Below are 16950 nucleotides of genomic sequence, written 5' to 3' on the forward strand. Positions count from 1 at the left end.
GGCCCGATTGCCGCACTCTCAGCGCTGTGGCGCTCCCCTGTCGGAATATGAAGATGTACCTGCGGCCCTCAGATTACCGCTCGGTGGCCGCGAGCTGGCCACAGGCCCCGTCGATCTCCTGACCACGGGTGTCCCGGATGGTGACGGGCACCCCGTGCGCGGCGATCGCCTCGACGAACGCCTTCTCGTCCTCGGGCCGCGAGGCGGTCCACTTGGAGCCCGGGGTGGGGTTCAGCGGGATGAGGTTGACGTGCACGGGCTTGCCCTTGAGCAGCCGGCCGAGCCGGTCACCGCGCCACGCCTGGTCGTTGATGTCCCGGATGAGCGCGTACTCGATGGACAGCCGCCGGCCGCTCTTCTCGACGTACTCGAACCCGGCGTCGAGGACCTCGCGGACCTTCCAGCGGGTGTTGACCGGGACGAGGGTGTCGCGCAGTTCGTCGTCGGGGGCGTGCAGGGAGATCGCGAGCCGGCACTTGAAGCCCTCGTCGGCGAACCGGTGGATGGCCGGGACGAGTCCGACGGTGGACACGGTGATCCCGCGCTGCGAGAGGCCGAGCCCGTCGGGCGCCGGGTCGGTCAGCGCCCGGATGGCGCCGACCACCCGCTTGTAGTTGGCGAGCGGTTCGCCCATGCCCATGAAGACGATGTTGGAGAGCCGCGCCGGTCCCCCGGGGACGTCCCCGTCCCGGAGCGCCCGCATACCGTCGACGATCTGGTGGACGATCTCCGCGGTGGACAGGTTCCGGTCCAGACCCGCCTGCCCGGTCGCGCAGAACGGGCAGTTCATCCCGCACCCCGCCTGCGAGCTGATGCACATGGTCACCCGGTCCGGGTAGCGCATCAGCACCGACTCGACGAGCGTGCCGTCGAACAGCCGCCACAGCGTCTTGCGGGTGGTGCCCTCGTCCGTGGACAGATGCCGTACGACGGTCATCAGCTCCGGGAACAGGGCCTCCCGCAGCTTGTCCCGGGAGCCGGCCGGGATGTCCGTCCACTGCTCGGGGTCGTGCGCGTACCGCGCGAAGTAGTGCTGCGAGAGCTGCTTGGCACGGAACGGCTTCTCCCCGGCCTCTGCCACCGCGTCCTTGCGCTCGGCGGGCGAGAGATCGGCGAGATGCCGCGGCGGCTTCTTGGCTCCGCGCGGGGCGACGAAAGTGAGTTCTCCGGGCTTGGGCATGGTGGTACCAGTGTCGCAGATCCACATGGGTGGCCCGGGACCGTCCAGGCGACCCCAGGTCGCATATCACATAACTCACATATGTGGCAATATGGGGCATGTGGCATTGGGTCTGCCGACAGGAGTGAGGAGTACATCATGATCGCCAAGCTGCTCGGCAAGCTGTTCTTCACCCGCCACTACGGTGCGTACGGCGAACACGAGTGGAACGCGTACGCCGGCGACGACTCGGCCTGACCGCACCGCCGGCGGGGACCCTGCGTGGCTCCCGCCGGCCAACGTTCTCATGGGCTCGCTGAAGGAGCCGCCGCGGCTGCCCGGAGGCAGCTTCGCGGCCTGGAGCCGGGACCGGCTGGCGACGGCCCGGCGCGGCGCGACGGAGTGCGGGGACGTCTGGCAGCTGGAGCCGGGGGTCTATGTGGCCGCCACGGCCGGTGCGTGCGCGGAGGTCCTGCACCGCGCGTCGGATTTCCCCAAGGCGTCGTCGCCGCTCTTCCCCCCGTTGCGGCCGGCGAGCAGAGTTCCGACGCCCGAGGAACGGGCCCGGGCCCACGCCGCCCGGATGCGCGGACTGCGGCCGCAGGCGGTGGTGGCCCGGACCGGTGAGATCGCGGCCGGGACCGCTCGTCTCGCCGAGCGGTGGCCCACGGACCGGGACGTCGAGGTCCTGCCCCTCGTGCGGCACGTGCTGGCGGAGGTCGGCGTGCGCTACCTCTTCTCCGAGGACGCGCCGGCCCTGCTGCCCTTCGCCGCACAGCTGTTCCTGGCCCGGGAACTGCTCGCACTCCCCTCGCGCTGGGTCTGGCCGCCCTGGATCCCGACACCGGCACGGCGGTTCCGCACCCGGCAGCAGGTCGCGTTCACCGAGGCGTTGCGGCCCGTCGTCCGCCGGCGCCTTGCGTCGGGCCTACCGGGTGACGACATGCTCGGGCAGATGCTCCAGCCCTCCCCCCGGCACGGCCCGCTGCCGGAGCAGGCCGTCCTCGACACGCTCCCGGGCATCACCGTCGCCACCTTCGAGGCACCGTCCCGGGCGGCCGGCTGGATCCTGCTCCACCTGGCGCGGTACCCGGAGGCGGCGGACCGCGTCGCGGCCGAGGCCGCCCTGCTGCCCGCGGATCCGGCAGCGACCACCGGCGAGCACCTCGAAAGTCTGCGGTACACCCGGGCCCTGGTGCGCGAGGTGCTCCGGATGCACCCGCCGAGCTGGCTGCTGACCCGGCAGGCCCGGCACCGGACCGAACTCGCCGGCTACGGCATCGACGCCGGGTCGACCGTTCTCGTCTGCCCCTACACCGCCCACCGCGACGCGCGGGAACACCCCGACCCGGACCGGTTCCGGCCGGAACGCTGGCTCGACGACGCGGGCTCGGACGAACCCGGCTCGTCGGCGAAACCCGGTGCCTTCCTCTCCTTCGGTACCGGGCCGCACGGCTGTGAGGGGGCCGCGCTGGCCATGGAGACGCTGACGCTCCTGACCGCGGGGACCGCCCGCCGCCACCGCCTGAGCGAGCCGCCCGGCCCGGAAGCCGCCTACCGGGTCACCACCTTCGTGGGGCTCGCGACCGCCGGCCTGCGCCTGCGGGCCGCCTCACGTACGGATGCCGTCCCGCACGCACTCGGCTGACCGGCCGCCGGGGGGCTCACCTCGGTCACCAGGTCACCGGCAGGGTGCGGGGCCCGCGGATCAGGCCCTGGGTCTGGAACTCGACCCGCTCCGGGGGTACGGCCAGCCGGATGCCGGGGAAGCGGGTGAGGACCGAGCCGATCATCACCTCGGCCTCCATCCGGGCCATGATCGCGGCCATGCAGTGGTGGGGTCCGTGCCCGAAGGCCAGGTGGGGGCCGTCCGCGCGGTCGAAGTCCAGGCGGTCGGGATCCGTGAAGACCTCGGGGTCGCGGTTGGCGGAGACGTACGCGTTGTAGACGACCTCGCCGGCCCGGATCAGCCGGCCGCCGACCTCGACGTCCTCGACGGCGACCCGCGGGATGCCGACGCCGTTGCGGTGCGGGACGTAGCGGAACAGTTCGTCGACGGCCTTCGGCAGCAGCTCCGGCTCCCGGCGCAGCCGGTCCAGGTGCTCGGGGTGGGTGAGCAGCGCGTACATCATCGAGCCGCTGTTGTTGCGGACCGCGTGTCCGCCGCTGACCTGGATGGCGGTGGCCAGGGAGATCGCCTCGTCCGCGGTGATCTCGCCCGCCTCGGTGGCCTGCGCCAGCACCCCGGCGAGGTCCTCCCGGGGTTCCTGCCGGCGGCTTCGGAGCAGCTCGGCGATCCGGGCCCGGGTGGCCCGTGCGGCCTCCCCGGCACGCTGTGCGGAGCCGGCACCGGCGGACAGCAGGGCCTCACCGGTCGCCGCCCAGCGGTGCCAGTCCCTCTCGTCGACGCCGAGGAAGTCACGGACCACGGCGATCGGGAAGGGACCGTGGAGATGCTCCATGAGGTCGGCGGGCGGCCCCGCGGCCGCCACCGTGTCGAGCAGCTCACCGGCCCGGCGCTCCGCCATCGGCCGCAGCCGCTGCATGGCGCGCCCGGTGAAGGCCCGGGCGACGACCCGGCGCAGCCGGTTGTGCCGGGGCGGGTCGATGTACTGCAGGCCCGCCGTCTGCGAGGCCACCGGTTCCGGACGCATGCTGGTGACGTCGCGGCCGACGACCCGCTCCCGGGAGAACCGCGGGTCGGAGGTGACGAAGCGGACGTCCTCGTACCGGGTGACCAGCCAGGCGTGTCCCTCGCCGTGCGGGAGCCTGATCCGGGTGACCGGCTCGTCGCGCAGCAGCTCGTCGAGGAACGGGTCGGGGTCGAGCGCGGGCAGGTCGTCGACGGACCAGAACCGCACCGGTGGCGGATCCGGGACCGGGGACGGGCCCGCGGCCGGGGCCGGGTCGAGGGGCATGGGCACACTCCCTGGACGTCGGAGGACACGGCGTCCTCACCGGGAGTCTGCCGGTGACCGGCACGGAGGTGCGATTTCTGGTGCGGCATCCGGGGGCGGACGTGCCGGTGGGCCCCGTCCTGCTCAGGACGCGGCCCACCCACGACAGGGGTACGACAGCCGGTGCCGGGCCGGTGCCCGTGGCGGTGCGCGTTCCTCAGCCGCTGCCGACGAACAACACCATCAGCAGCCACACCACCGGAGCCGTCGGCAGCAGCGAGTCCAGGCGGTCCATGATGCCGCCGTGGCCCGGCAGCAGCGTGCCCATGTCCTTGATGCCCAGGTCCCGCTTGATCATGGACTCGCCGAGGTCGCCGAGCGTGGCGCTGGCCGCGACCGCGAGGCCCAGCAGCAGACCCTGCCACCAGGTGCCGTCGTCGATGAGGAACTCCATGCACAGCGCGCCCGCGACCATGGCGAACAGCACCGCCCCGACCAGGCCCTCGCGGGTCTTGCCGGGGCTGATGCGCGGGGCGAGCTTGTGGGTGCCGAACCGCCAGCCGACCGCGTACGCGCCGGTGTCGCTGACGACCGTGAGGAGGAGGAAGGTCAGCACCCGCTGCGGGCCGTCCTCGGCGGTGAGCATCATCGCGACGAACGTGGCCAGGAACGGGACGTAGAACGCCGCGAAGAGGCCTGCCGTGACGTCCTTGAGATAGCCGTCCGGCGGTTCCGTCATCCGCCAGGCCAGGACGGCGAGCCCGGTGAGCGCGAGGGCCACCCAGGCGCCCTCGGCACCGCGGGCGTAGCCGGCGACCACCATGGCGGCGCCACCGAGCGCCAACGGGACCAGGGGCGCCTTGATGCCCTTGCGCTCCTGGAGCCGGCTGGTCAGCTCCCACAGTCCCACCACGACCGCGACCGCCACCACGCCGACGAAGACGGCCTTGACGACGAAGAGGGACGCCACGATCACGACGCCCAGTCCGACGCCGACGCCTATGGCCGCACCCAGGTCGCGTCCCGCGCTCTTCTTCTGCGGCGCGGACGCCGGCTGCGGGACCTCGGGCATGGGCTCCGGATTCTGCGGCGCGGCCGCGTGGGGCAGGGGCTGCGCCGACGAGGTGTCGTTGCGGAACAAGGGGCCGCTCAGCCGAGCGGCCCCCCGGTCGTCGTCCTGGTCACCGCCGTACGGGGGTACGTCGTCGGGCACGATGGGCATGGGGCGAGTCTGCTGCGCGTCATGCGCATCGTACGCGGGACCCGCCGGGGCGGCTCCCTGGGCGTACCCCTGGTCGTAGCCGTGGGCGTGGCCCATCCCGTACCGGCCGGAGCCGTCGACGGGACCGTGGCCGTAGCCCTGGGCGTGCCCTTGGCGGGAGCCGTGGGCGTGCCCCTGACCCGAGCCGTCGACGGGGCCCTGGGCGGGAGCCTCGGCGGGCATGCGCCCGTGGCCCGGGCCGGAACCGGCGGCGGGAGCGAACCCGTAGCCCTGCCCGGCGCCGTGGGCGTGATCGCCGCTGGAGCCGTGGGCGGGGCCCTGGCCCGAGCCGTCGGCGGGGCCGGGGCCGTAGCCCTGGCCGGCGCCCTGATCGGTCGGCCGCCAGTACCCGGCCGGTGCCCCGGCCTGCCCGGCCTGCGGCCCGGCGGGCGGCGGGGCTCCCCAGGATGAGTCGTTCATCAGACTTCGAGAAGTTCCGCTTCCTTGTGCTTGAGGAGCTCGTCCACCTGTGCGACGTACTTCGCGGTGGTGTCGTCGAGCTCCTTCTCGGCGCGGCGGCCCTCGTCCTCGCCGACCTCGCCGTCCTTGATCAGCTTGTCGATGGCGTCCTTGGCCTTGCGGCGCACGGAACGGATCGACACCCGGGAGTCCTCCGCCTTGCCCTTGGCGACCTTGATGTAGTCGCGGCGGCGCTCCTCGGTGAGCTCGGGGAACACCACCCGGATGATGTTGCCGTCGTTGCTCGGGTTGACGCCCAGGTCCGAGTCGCGGATCGCCTGCTCGATGTTGCGCAGGGCCGTCTTGTCGAACGGGGTCACGACCGCCATGCGCGGTTCCGGCACGGAGAACGAGGCCAGCTGGTTGATCGGCGTCGGCGCGCCGTAGTAGTCGGCCACGATCTTGTTGAACATCGCCGGGTGCGCACGGCCGGTGCGGATCGCGGCGAAGTCCTCCTTGGCGACCACGACGGCCTTCTCCATCTTCTCCTCGGCCTCGAGGAGGGTCTCTTCGATCACCACTTGCTCCTGCGTGTCTTGAGTAAGGCCCGGCTGCGGTTCCGTTGCGGTCGGCGGCCGGCTGCGTCGCGTCTTCTTAGCTGCACGGTTCCCGACCGGCCGGACAATGTCCATCCCCCGGTCAGGGTCCTCGGGCGTTGCCGGTCAGGCCCGGCTGCCCTGGTCACCCACCAACGTGCCGATCTTCTCACCCTTGACGGCCCGCGCGATATTGCCCTCGGCGAGCAGCTCGAAGACCAGGATCGGCAGCTTGTTGTCGCGGCAGAGCGTGATCGCGGTGGCGTCGGCGACCTTGAGCTCGCGGGTGATGACCTCTCCGTAGCCGAGGGAGTCGAACTTGACGGCGTCGGGGTTGGTCTTGGGGTCGGAGTCGTAGACCCCGTCCACGCCGTTCTTGCCCATGAGCAGCGCCTCGGCGTCGATCTCCAGGGCGCGCTGGGCGGCGGTGGTGTCGGTGGAGAAGTACGGCATTCCCATACCGGCGCCGAAGATGACCACGCGGCCCTTCTCCAGGTGGCGCACGGCCCGCAGCGGGATGTACGGCTCGGCGACCTGCCCCATGGTGATCGCGGTCTGCACGCGCGAGTCGATGCCCTCCTTCTCCAGGAAGTCCTGGAGGGCCAGGCAGTTCATCACGGTGCCGAGCATGCCCATGTAGTCGGAACGGGCCCGGTCCATGCCGCGCTGCTGGAGCTCGGCGCCGCGGAAGAAGTTGCCGCCGCCGATGACGACCGCGATCTCGGCGCCGTCCCGTACGACGGCCGCGATCTCACGGGCGATCTTGTGCACCACGTCGGGGTCGACCCCCAGGCCCCCGCCACCGGAGAAGGCCTCACCGGACAGCTTCAGCAGAAACCGGCCGCGCACTTTGCCGTCGTCGCTCTTCTGGGCCTTGGTGGTCATGGAGATCCCGCCTCTTTCACGTGGTGCACATACGAAGAAGGCCATTGCCGGTGGGGTCGCTTTTCGCTGCCCATGCGCGGCAATGGCCTCCTCGTCAGATCTGCTGCCGTCCGTCACGACCCTGGCTGTGGCCGGGTACCCGGACGACTGCTCTCGACCGACCCTATCGGGATTTCCCCGTGGGTCGCGCGTCGATCGGGGTACGGACTCAGATGCCGACCTTGATGCGGGTGAAGCGCTTCAGGGTGACACCGGCCTCGTCCAGGACCTTCTGGACGGACTTCTTGTTGTCGAGCGCGTACGGCTGGCCGAGCAGCGTGGCGTCCTTGAAGAAGCCGTTCAGACGACCCTCGACGATCTTCGCGATCGCGGCCTCGGGCTTGCCCTCGGCGCGGGTGGTCTCCTCGGCGATCCGGCGCTCGGACTCGACGACCTCGGCCGGGACGTCCTCCTGGGAGAGGTACTTCGGCGCGAAGGCGGCGATGTGCTGGGCGACGCCCTTGGCGACCTCGGCGTTCGGCTTGTCCAGCTCGACGAGGACACCGATCTGCGGGGGCAGGTCGGGCATCGTGCGGTGCATGTAGGCGAGGACGAAGCCGTCGGAGAACTGCGCGAAGCGGTCCAGGACGATCTTCTCGCCGAGGTTGGCGTTGGCCTCGTCGACGAACGCCTGGACGGTCTTGCCGGCCTCGATCTCGGAGGCGAGCAGGGCCTCCAGGTCGGCCGGGGAGGTCTTGGCGACGTGCTCGGCGATGGCGTTCGCGACGGCCTGGAACTTCTCGCCCTTGGCGACGAAGTCCGTCTCGCACTTCAGCTCGACGAGGACGCCGGAGGAGTTGTCGTCGGCGATGATCGAGACCACGGCGCCGTTCTCGGCGGAGCGGCCCTCGCGCTTGGCGACGCCCTTCTGGCCCTTGATGCGGAGCGCCTCGACGGCCTTGTCGACGCTGCCCTCGGCCTCGTCCAGCGCCTTCTTGCAGTCCATCATGCCGGCGCCGGTGAGCTCACGGAGCTTCTTGACGTCAGCGGCGGTGTAGTTCGCCATGAGTCGTTAAGTCTTTCTCGAAGTCGGGAGATCTGCCCGATCCACGATCCACACGTGGATGTAGACCGCGAACCTGTGGGTGAACGGCGGGGGCGTTCGGGATGTCGCCGCCCCCGCCGTCGACGCTGACGGGTCAGGCCTGCTCGGCGTCCGCGGCCGGGGCCTCGGCGGTCTCGGCGGCCGGAGCCTCGGCGGCAGGCGCCTCAGCGGCCTCCGCGGCGGGAGCCTCGGCGGGCTTCTCCGCCTCGTCGGCCTTCTTCTCGCCCTCGAGCAGGTCGCGCTCCCACTCGGCCAGCGGCTCGCCCGCGGCCTTCTCGCCCTTGTCGCCGGTGGCGACACGGGAGCGGGAGATGAGACCCTCGGCGACCGCGTCGGCGATCACGCGGGTGAGCAGGGTGACGGAGCGGATCGCGTCGTCGTTGCCCGGGATCTTGTAGTCGACCTCGTCGGGGTCGCAGTTGGTGTCGAGGATCGCGACGACCGGGATGTTGAGCTTCCGGGCCTCGCCGACGGCGATGTGCTCCTTCTTGGTGTCCACGATCCAGACGGCGCTGGGCACCTTCTGCATCTCGCGGATACCACCGAGGGTCTTCTCCAGCTTGGCCTTCTCGCGCGAGAGCACGAGAAGCTCCTTCTTGGTCAGACCGGAAGCGGCGACGTCCTCGAAGTCGATCTGCTCGAGCTCCTTGAGGCGCTGCAGACGCTTGTAGACGGTCGAGAAGTTGGTGAGCATGCCGCCCAGCCAGCGCTGGTTGACGTAGGGCATGCCGACGCGGGTGGCCTGCTCGGCGATGGCCTCCTGCGCCTGCTTCTTCGTGCCGACGAACATGACCGTGCCGCCGTGGGCGACGGTCTCCTTGACGAACTCGTAGGCGCGGTCGATGTACGACAGCGACTGGAGCAGGTCGATGATGTAGATGCCGTTGCGCTCGGTGAAGATGAAGCGCTTCATCTTCGGGTTCCAGCGACGGGTCTGGTGACCGAAGTGGACGCCGCTCTCCAGCAGCTCCCGCATCGTGACGACGGCCATGGCCGTATCTCCTTGAATTTCTCGGTTGTGTCGCGGATGCCGGACGGCTCCCGCGCCTGACGCCCGTGCGCGCTGTGCCACGAAGGACCGAGTAGCGCTGACACCTGCCGTACCGGCCGGATGTCGGGGCGTGCGAAGTCGACCCGGTGGCCCGGATCGCCAGAAGAAGTGTACGGGACCGGCGGGGTACCGGGTGACGCCGCTGTCCACAACCTGGGCGCGGTCCACAGGTACCGGCCAAGATCGGCGCGCTGCGGGACGGTGTCCGCATGCGACGAACGATGCGGTGGGTGTGGGCGGCGACGGTGTTGCCGCTGGTCCTGGCGGTGACGGTGGCAGGTGCCCGGGCGGACGGGGCGCCGGTTCCGGCGCCGGTTCCGGCATCGGTTCCGGCCGTCGCCCGGGTGTGGCCGGTGGGGGTACGCCCGCCGGTCCTGCGCGGCTGGGAGCCCCCGGCGTCGGTGTACGGGCCCGGGCACCGGGGGGTCGATCTGGGCACGGCCACGGGGGAACCGGTGCGGGCCGTGGCGGCGGGCCGGGTCTCCTACGCGGGGCGGGTCGCGGGGAGGGGCGTGGTGTCGGTGGAGCTGGCGGGCACCGAGCTGCGCACGACCTATGAGCCGGTGACGGCGACGGTGCGAAAGGGGGAGGAGGTGACGGCGGGGCAGGTGGTGGGGGTGGTCGAGGGGGCGGGGGCGCATTGCGGGGCGGCGGTGTGCGTGCACTGGGGGCTGCTCAGGGGGGAGGTGTACCTGGACCCGTTGCTGCTGGTGCCGCCGTGGTTGCTGAACCGGGGGCCGGCGAGACTGCTGCCGGTGCTGGGGGTTCCGCTGCCGGAGGGGTAGTGGGGGAAGGGGCTGATCAGCCCCGCACACCCCGCAGCGCCATGGCCACCGCCGCGTCGGTGATCACCGCGGGATCCTCCGCCGCGCCCAGCTCGATACGGCGCACCGCCGCGTCCACGATCCCCTGCACCAGCATCGCGGCCAGGCGGGGCTGCTCGTGCCCCAGCTCCCCCAGCGCGGCGACGATCATCGCGACCAGTCCCCCGTGCGCGGCCCGGATCTTCTCGCGGGCCCCGGCGTCGAGCTCGCTCGCCGAGATCGCGACCACCGCCCGGTGCCGCCGGTCCCCGACCAGGGCCAGCTGCCGTCGCACGTACGCCTCGACCTTGCCCTCGGCGGAAGCCGCCCGCTCCATCGCGGCCTCGACCTCCGCCGCCCACACGGGGAAGTCGGCCGCGCACAGCTCCTCGACCACGGCGGCCCTGGAGCGGAAGTACTCGTACACCGACGACCGCGCGAGCCCCGTCCGCTCGGCCAGCGCCGGGAACGTCAGCGCCTCCGTACCGCCCTCGGACAGGAGGGACCGCGCGGCGTCCAGCAGGGCGGCTCGCTGCATCGACCGGTGCTCGGCCACGGAGGCCGCTCGAATCCTTGGCACGCCGTCCACTGTACGGACGCGCCGGCTCGGACGGGAGGCAGCGCGACGGGGACGCCGGTCACCCCGCCCCGACGACGACCGGAAACCCCCGTTCAGACGACCGGAAACCCCCGGTCGGACGACCGGAAACCCCGGTCAGCGGCCGAAGCCGGCCAGCTTCGCGCGCAGCTGCAGCACCGACTTGGTGTGGATCTGGCTGACCCGGCTCTCGGTGACCCCGAGCACGTTCCCGATCTCGGCCAGGGTGAGTCCCTCGTAGTAGTAGAGGGTGACCACGGTCTTCTCCCGCTCGGGCAGCGTGTTGATCGCCCGGGCCAGGAAGCGCCGCAGCTCCCGGTCCTCGGCCACCTCCACGGGGTTGTCCGCGGCGGTGTCCTCCAGCGTGTCCATGACGCTCAGGCCGTCGCCGCTCTCGCCGCCGACGTGCAGGAGCTCCTCCAGGGCCACCACGTTGGCCAGCGACAGCTGGCTGAAGACGGCATGGAGCTCGTCGACCTCGATGCCCAGCTCCGCGGCCACCTCGCCCTCCGAGGGCGTTCTGCGCAGCCGTGCCTCCAGCGTGGCGTAGGCCCGCTCGACGTTGCGGGCCTTCTGCCGGACGGAGCGGGGGATCCAGTCCAGCGCCCGCAGCTCGTCGATCATGGCGCCGCGGATCCGGGTGATGGCGTAGGTCTCGAACTTGATCTCCCGGTCGACGTCGAACTTCTCGATCGCGTCGATCAGTCCGAACACCCCGGAGGAGACGAAGTCGGCCTGCTCCACGTTGGGCGGCAGCCCGACGCTCACCCGCCCGGCCACGTACTTGACCAGCGGCGAGTAGTGCAGGATCAGCTGTTCCCGCAGCCGGTCGTCCCCTGTCGCCTTGTACGACCGCCACAGCTCGTCGAGCGTCGAGGGAGCGGGCGGCCGCACGCTGCCACCGTCGCGGGCGGCTGGGGGGATGGCCGCCCGGTCGGACCCGGAGGTGTGCTGGGGCATTCGTCGCCTTGTGTCGTTCTGCTGTGAAGTGCCAGGAATTGCCGTGATGCGCCGAGGGTGGCGGGGGTCGGGACGGGGGGAGCCGGTGGGATGGGGTGGGCAGGGTCTGTGTCTGTCGCCGTACGGCGTGGTCCACGCGGGGCCTTTCGTGAGCGTAGCGTGACTGGGGAGTCGCGGTGCGCGAACAGCGAGGCTCCACCCCTGCGCGAACCCCCTGTACGGCGCGTCGGACCGCATGCGGGACATCGCTCTGCGTGATCGCGCGATGGCGTCAACTCCGGGAATTCCCAAGGGCGTCGGGCGTTCCCCCGGACGGCCGAACACGCTTGGTCAGCGCCGAGTCCGACCGTCCCTGACCGAGATCAGCACCTGGCGTGTCAACTTCCAGCCGTCGCCGTGTCGTTCGACGTAACCAAGTGCTCGGAGTTCGTACAGCCTGGCGACGGCCTCGTCCTCGGACGTCTGCGCGCCGCGTGCCACCTCTTCGGGTGATGCCGACCGGTTGCCGGGCAGCGCGGCCAGGACCTGCCGGGCGGCGGGCTCCAGCAGGTCGCGCGGGAGGACGGGCCCGTGTCGGGCCGGGGCCAGCCGGCCGATGTCACCCACGAGTTCGACGACTTCGGCGGCGTCCGTGACCAGCGTGGACTCGCCTCTCAGCAGTTCGTGCACCCCGGCGGAGAGGCCGCTGGTGGCCGGTCCGGGCACGCCCATGGTGAACCGGCCGAGCCGCTGCGCCGCCCGCGCGGTGACCAGCGAGCCGCTGCGGTGGGCGGCCTCCACGACGACGGTTCCCCTGGTGAGCGCGGCGATGACCCGGTTGCGGAGCACGAATCTGCTGGCGGTCGGGTGCTCGCCGGGCGGCAACTCCCCCACCACCAGTCCCTGTTCGGCGATCCTGTCGATCAGCCCCGCGTGTCCCCGGGGATAGGGCCGGTCCACCCCGCAGGCCAGTACGGCGACGGTGGCCCCGCCGGCGCCGAGGGCTCCGCGGTGGGCGGCGCCGTCGACCCCGTAGGCACCGCCGGACACCACCACCCAGCCGCGCTCGGCGAGGCCCGCGGCGAGGTCGGCCGCCATGTGGGCGCCGTACTCGGTGCAGGCCCGGGCGCCGACGACGGCGACGGCCTGCAGCGCCCACATCCGGAGACCGGGCCGTCCCCGCACCCAGAGCCCGAGGGGACGGGCGTCACCGAGGTCGTCGAGCTGAGCGGGCCACTCGACGGTGCCGGGGGCGACGAAGCGGGCCCCGGCCTTCCGGGCGGTCTCGAGGTCACGTTCCGGGTCGGCCCGGGCGGCCCGGGCCAGGAGACCGGTCCAGCGGGTTCCGCTCACCCCGGGCAGGGGCAGCGCACCACCGGCGCGCAGGCGGCGGACCACCTCCGACGCCCCGTACTCCCGAAGCCACCGCCCGCCTACCTCGTCACCGGGTTCGAGAACCCGGGTGAGGAAGATCCGGTCGAGCAGCTCGCCGTCGCGGTCGTCACCGGTCACGTCAGCGCCCCGAGGGCCATCGGCACGCCTCGCGGGACCCCGGTGCGCAGTTGCAGCGCCAGGGCGACGTCCGCGGCTCCCGGCCTGTCGTGGCCCACGAGGTCCGCGACCGTCCAGGCGACCCGTAGGACGCGGTCGATGCCGCGGGCGGTCAGGACGCCTCGCTCCAGGTTGCGCTCGGCCTCGTCCATCGCGCCCGGCATCGCATGCCAGCGGCTGCGCAGCTCACGGCCCGGCACCTCGCCGTTTGTCCCCCAGGGTGTACCGGCGAACCGCAGCGCCGCCCGCTCCCTGGCCGCCCGTACCCGGTCGGCGACCACCGCCGTGGATTCGCCGCGGACGCCCAGGTCGGTGAGCTGGGCGCGGGTGACCCGGTCCACTTGCACGCGCAGGTCCACCCGGTCGAGGAGCGGACCGGAGAGCCGGGCCTGGTAGCGGCGGATCGCCGAAGGCGGGCACTCGCAGAAGTCGTCGGTCAGCGAGAACCGCCCACAAGGGCACGGGTTGGCCGCGAGAACCATGAGGAACTTCGCCGGGAACCGCACCACGCCCGCGCTGCGCGCGATCACCACGTGGCCGGCCTCCAGCGGTTGTCGCAGCGCGTCGAGCGCCTGGGTGTTGAACTCCGGCGTCTCGTCGAGGAAGAGGACGCCGCGATGAGAGAGCGAAACCGCCCCGGGACGGGCGATGCCGGGGCCGCCGCCCACCAGAGCCTGCATGGTGGCCGAGTGGTGCGGAGCGCAGTAGGGGGCGACGTCGATCAGGGGCTTGCCCGGCGGCAGAAGTCCCGCCACCGAGTGCACTGCCGTGACTTCGAGCGACTCACCCCGGGTCAGCCTGGGCAGCACGGCCGGCAGCCGCTCCGCGAGCATGGTCTTGCCGGCGCCCGGCGGTCCCTCGAGGAAGAGGTGGTGGCCACCCGCCGCCGCCACCTCGACGGCTGTCCGCGCCGACAGCTGGCCCACGACGTCCGCCATGTCGTGCCCGTGGTCCTGGTGCGCGGATCCGGCACTGTGCATCCCCGTGGCCGCGCCCGAGCCCGGCACCCGGAGACCGGCGAGCAGCGGATCGGGCCGTCCCGGGTCGTCCGGCTCCTCGTCGGGGACCGGCTCGTCCGCGAGGATCGCGATCAGTTGCCGCAGGCTCCGCACGCCCAGCACGGAGACGTTCGGTACCAGTGAGGCTTCCGCGGCTGCGCACTCCGGCACGACCACCTGCTCGTATCCGGCGTCGGCTGCGGCCAGGACCGCGGGCAGGATGCCCCGTACCGGACGTACCCGTCCGTCCAGCCCGAGCTCCCCGATCATCACGATGTCGGCGAGTACCCGCGGGTCGACCCGCTCGGCGGCGCCGAGTACGGCGCACGCCACGGCGAGGTCGAAGCCCGAGCCCGCCTTCGGCACCGACGCCGGACTCAGCCCCACCGTCAGTTTCTTCGAGGGCCACTGGGCCCCCGAGTTGACCACCGCCGCCCGTACCCGGTCCTTGCTCTCCGTCAGGCTCTTGTCCGGCAGCCCCACCAGCGTGAAGGCCGCCACTCCGGGCTCCAGGTCCGCCTGGACCTCCACCACCACGCCCTCGACGCCCACCAGCGCCACCGAGCACGTCCGTGCGAAGCCCATCTCAGGCCACCCCTCGCACGTGCTCGACGACGGGTGCCCCGCGCCGTGGCAGGAGCACGCCGACCACGTCGATGCGGACGCCGCCCGGCGGCGCTCCGCCGTGGGCGTGGATCCAGTGTTCGGCGAGGCCGCGCAGCCGCTCCGCCTTGGCGGGGGTCACCCCGGCCAGGGGCTGCCCGAAGGGACCCGCCCGCCGGGTCTTGACCTCGCAGACGACCAGGACGTCCCCGTCCCGCGCCACGATGTCGACCTCGCCCGTCCTGCCGCAGCGCCAGTTGCGCTCCAGGACGGTCAGACCGGTCTCCGTCAGCCGCCGCGCGGCCAGCGTCTCGCCGTACCTGCCGAGTGCGCCGCGGGCTCGATTGGTGTTCATGTCGGCACCACCTCCGGCGCCAACCGTCACGCACACCCGGCCCAGCTGTTGATCTTGGTGAGCTACTCGGCGGTTGTGGACAACTCCGTCACCCACACGAGCGGCCGCCGCGAGGGGCTCAGCCGCCCGGCAGCTCCAGGTCGCTCTTGTTCAGCTCCTCGATGTTCACGTCCTTGAACGTGAGGACGCGGACCTGCTTCACGAACCGAGCCGGCCGGTACATGTCCCAGACCCACGCGTCCGCCATGGACACCTCGAAGAAGACCTCGCCCTGGACCGAGTGCACCTGCATTTCGTAGTCGTTGGTGAGGTAGAAACGCCGCTCGGTCTCGATCACGTATTTGAACAGACCGACGACGTCGCGGTACTCCCGGTAGAGCTTCAGCTCCATCTCGGTCTCGTACTTCTCGAGGTCCTCGGCGCTCATGGCATGTTCCCCTTCAGCCGTGCGATCCCACCATTGTGCGCCAGTACCGCACGCGCCTAGACGATTTCCGTGTCCAGGGTGACGGGCCTGACGGGGGGACCTTCGTCGAGCAGCCTACGGAACAGCTCGGCGAGTCTGGTCGGATACACCGTCTCATGTGCCCGGGTCAGTTCCTGGCACGTCCACCACCGCGCTCCGGCGACACTGCGCCGCTCCAGCTCCGTCAGGCCCCTGGCCTCGGTGGCCGTCTGCGTCGTACGGGCCAGGTAGTACCACTCGTCCTGGTCCCAGCGGCGGCCGGCGAACGGGAAGGAGCACGTCCGCCGCCACAGCACCGGCCCGAGTTCGACGTCCGTGATGCCGGTCTCCTCGCCGAGTTCCCGCAGCGCGGCCTGCTCACGGGTCTCGTCGCCCTCCAGGCCGCCGCCCGGCGTGAACCACCAGTCGTCGGCCGGGTCGTCCGGTTCGTGGCCGTGCAGCAGCAGGACGCGGTCGTCGGGATCGAGCAGGACGACCCGGGCCACCTTGCGCAGGCCACCCTCGTACGGCGCCTCAGCGGGCACCGGCGGGCTCCGTACGGCCGCGGGTGCGGGAACGGCCCAGCAGGTTCACGACCGGGCCGTACGCGCCGCCACCGAGGACCAGCACGCCACCGGCCACGATCATGAACTCGATGGTGCGCAGCGGACCCGGCCGGGAGAGGGTGCCCAGGGTCTCGAAGCCGGTCGGGCGCTTGAGCATGCCCTTCATGGGCCAGATCACGGCGTCCACCCGGGCGCTCACGGCGCTGCGCGCGACCGTGCCCTGCGCCGCGTCGGTGAGGTGGGCGGTGGAGTCGAGGGAGCCCTGCCGCTCGTCGCCGAGGAGGAAGAGCCGGCCCTTGGGGACGGTGACGGTCGGGAAGCCCTGGAGCTCGGCCAGGCTGCCCGCCGGCAGATACGGTTCGTCGATCCGCTTGCCGTTGACGGTCAGCTTGCCGTCGGTACAGCAGGCGACCGTGTCCCCGCCGACCGCGACCACGCGCTTGACGACGTCCGCGTTGGCGACCCAGCTGGTGTCATGGAAGACGACCACGTCGCCCCGGCGCACCTCGCTGCCGTCGATGCGCTGGCCGACGACCCGGTCGCCGGCGTCGATCGTCGGCGTCATGGAGCCGGTGGGCACGGTGTACGGACGGTAGACCACCGCCGCCCAGCCGAATCCGCCGAGGAACAGCACGATGCCCAGCGCCACGGCGATCCCGGACAACCGGTTCCCGAGCCCGCCACCGGTCCGCGCCGTGCCGGTGCTGGTGCCTCCGCCGCTGCGCGGGGCCGTACGTATCGTGCTCTCGCCGCTCATGAG

At 71.9% G+C, this 16950-nt stretch carries 17 protein-coding genes; 2 read left to right on the forward strand and 15 right to left on the reverse strand.

Translation table 11 applies throughout. The features are described from left to right. Positions 1-73 precede the first annotated feature (73 nt). A complete protein-coding gene (rlmN, locus tag ACZ3KP_RS06370; protein WP_358975098.1) occupies positions 74-1180 on the reverse strand; it encodes a dual-specificity RNA methyltransferase RlmN in 1107 nt (368 codons plus the stop codon). Between the two features lie 286 nt (positions 1181-1466). Between rlmN and ACZ3KP_RS06375 the strand changes: the two genes are divergently transcribed. Further along, the gene (locus tag ACZ3KP_RS06375; protein WP_467496924.1) at positions 1467-2807 is read left to right on the forward strand and encodes a cytochrome P450; all 1341 of its coding nucleotides are present in this window, start codon (positions 1467-1469) and stop codon (positions 2805-2807) included. Between the two features lie 25 nt (positions 2808-2832). Here the strand turns inward: ACZ3KP_RS06375 and ACZ3KP_RS06380 are convergent, their stop codons facing one another. The 6 genes from ACZ3KP_RS06380 to rpsB all read right to left on the reverse strand — a co-directional run bounded on the left by ACZ3KP_RS06380 (position 2833) and on the right by rpsB (position 9272). Next, the gene (locus ACZ3KP_RS06380; protein ID WP_467496926.1) at positions 2833-4077 is read right to left on the reverse strand and encodes a cytochrome P450; all 1245 of its coding nucleotides are present in this window, start codon (positions 4075-4077) and stop codon (positions 2833-2835) included. A gap of 196 nt (positions 4078-4273) precedes the next feature. Then, positions 4274-5374 carry a phosphatidate cytidylyltransferase gene (locus ACZ3KP_RS06385; RefSeq protein WP_467498045.1) on the reverse strand — a complete coding sequence of 367 codons (1101 nt, stop codon included), beginning with the start codon at positions 5372-5374 and terminating at the stop codon, positions 4274-4276. Positions 5375-5736: 362 nt separating this feature from the next. After that, the gene (frr, locus tag ACZ3KP_RS06390) at positions 5737-6294 is read right to left on the reverse strand and encodes a ribosome recycling factor (RefSeq protein ID WP_132889831.1); all 558 of its coding nucleotides are present in this window, start codon (positions 6292-6294) and stop codon (positions 5737-5739) included. A 144-nt stretch (positions 6295-6438) separates the two neighbouring features. Continuing rightward, positions 6439-7197, reverse strand: coding sequence for a UMP kinase (pyrH, locus tag ACZ3KP_RS06395; RefSeq protein WP_132889830.1), 759 nt, complete (start codon positions 7195-7197; stop codon positions 6439-6441). A gap of 208 nt (positions 7198-7405) precedes the next feature. Next, positions 7406-8242: a translation elongation factor Ts gene (gene tsf / locus ACZ3KP_RS06400; RefSeq protein WP_132889829.1), complete on the reverse strand. Its 837-nt coding sequence runs from the start codon at positions 8240-8242 to the stop codon at positions 7406-7408. A 133-nt stretch (positions 8243-8375) separates the two neighbouring features. Further along, positions 8376-9272, reverse strand: coding sequence for a 30S ribosomal protein S2 (gene rpsB, locus ACZ3KP_RS06405; protein ID WP_467496930.1), 897 nt, complete (start codon positions 9270-9272; stop codon positions 8376-8378). 269 nt (positions 9273-9541) lie between these two features. Here rpsB and ACZ3KP_RS06410 point away from each other — a divergent pair, with 269 nt between their 5' ends. Continuing rightward, positions 9542-10117, forward strand: coding sequence for a peptidoglycan DD-metalloendopeptidase family protein (locus tag ACZ3KP_RS06410; protein WP_467496932.1), 576 nt, complete (start codon positions 9542-9544; stop codon positions 10115-10117). A 16-nt stretch (positions 10118-10133) separates the two neighbouring features. On the opposite strand, the gene ACZ3KP_RS06415 is transcribed toward ACZ3KP_RS06410, so the two are convergent. From ACZ3KP_RS06415 to lepB, 8 genes are all read right to left on the reverse strand, one after another. Further along, a complete protein-coding gene (locus tag ACZ3KP_RS06415; RefSeq protein WP_467498047.1) occupies positions 10134-10691 on the reverse strand; it encodes a TetR/AcrR family transcriptional regulator in 558 nt (185 codons plus the stop codon). 159 nt (positions 10692-10850) lie between these two features. After that, positions 10851-11693 carry an RNA polymerase sigma factor WhiG gene (whiG, locus tag ACZ3KP_RS06420; protein WP_358975079.1) on the reverse strand — a complete coding sequence of 281 codons (843 nt, stop codon included), beginning with the start codon at positions 11691-11693 and terminating at the stop codon, positions 10851-10853. Between the two features lie 330 nt (positions 11694-12023). Continuing rightward, complete coding sequence (dprA, locus tag ACZ3KP_RS06425; RefSeq protein WP_467496935.1) at positions 12024-13184, reverse strand: DNA-processing protein DprA; 1161 nt, start codon at positions 13182-13184, stop codon at positions 12024-12026. Further along, positions 13181-14806: a YifB family Mg chelatase-like AAA ATPase gene (locus ACZ3KP_RS06430; RefSeq protein ID WP_467496937.1), complete on the reverse strand. Its 1626-nt coding sequence runs from the start codon at positions 14804-14806 to the stop codon at positions 13181-13183. Before ACZ3KP_RS06430 ends, dprA begins: the two co-directional genes overlap by 4 nt. Before the next feature lies 1 nt (position 14807). Next, positions 14808-15209 (reverse strand): YraN family protein, encoded by a 402-nt coding sequence (locus ACZ3KP_RS06435; protein ID WP_467496939.1) that lies wholly within the window; start codon positions 15207-15209, stop codon positions 14808-14810. Positions 15210-15297: 88 nt separating this feature from the next. Continuing rightward, positions 15298-15606: a DUF2469 domain-containing protein gene (locus ACZ3KP_RS06440; RefSeq protein ID WP_003965949.1), complete on the reverse strand. Its 309-nt coding sequence runs from the start codon at positions 15604-15606 to the stop codon at positions 15298-15300. A 56-nt stretch (positions 15607-15662) separates the two neighbouring features. Further along, positions 15663-16169, reverse strand: coding sequence for an NUDIX hydrolase (locus ACZ3KP_RS06445; RefSeq protein WP_467496941.1), 507 nt, complete (start codon positions 16167-16169; stop codon positions 15663-15665). Next, positions 16159-16947 carry a signal peptidase I gene (gene lepB, locus ACZ3KP_RS06450; RefSeq protein ID WP_467496943.1) on the reverse strand — a complete coding sequence of 263 codons (789 nt, stop codon included), beginning with the start codon at positions 16945-16947 and terminating at the stop codon, positions 16159-16161. The genes ACZ3KP_RS06445 and lepB overlap by 11 nt, the downstream gene beginning before the upstream one ends. Positions 16948-16950: the final 3 nt, after the last annotated feature.

The organism is Streptomyces sp. NPDC020958 (assembly GCF_055562175.1).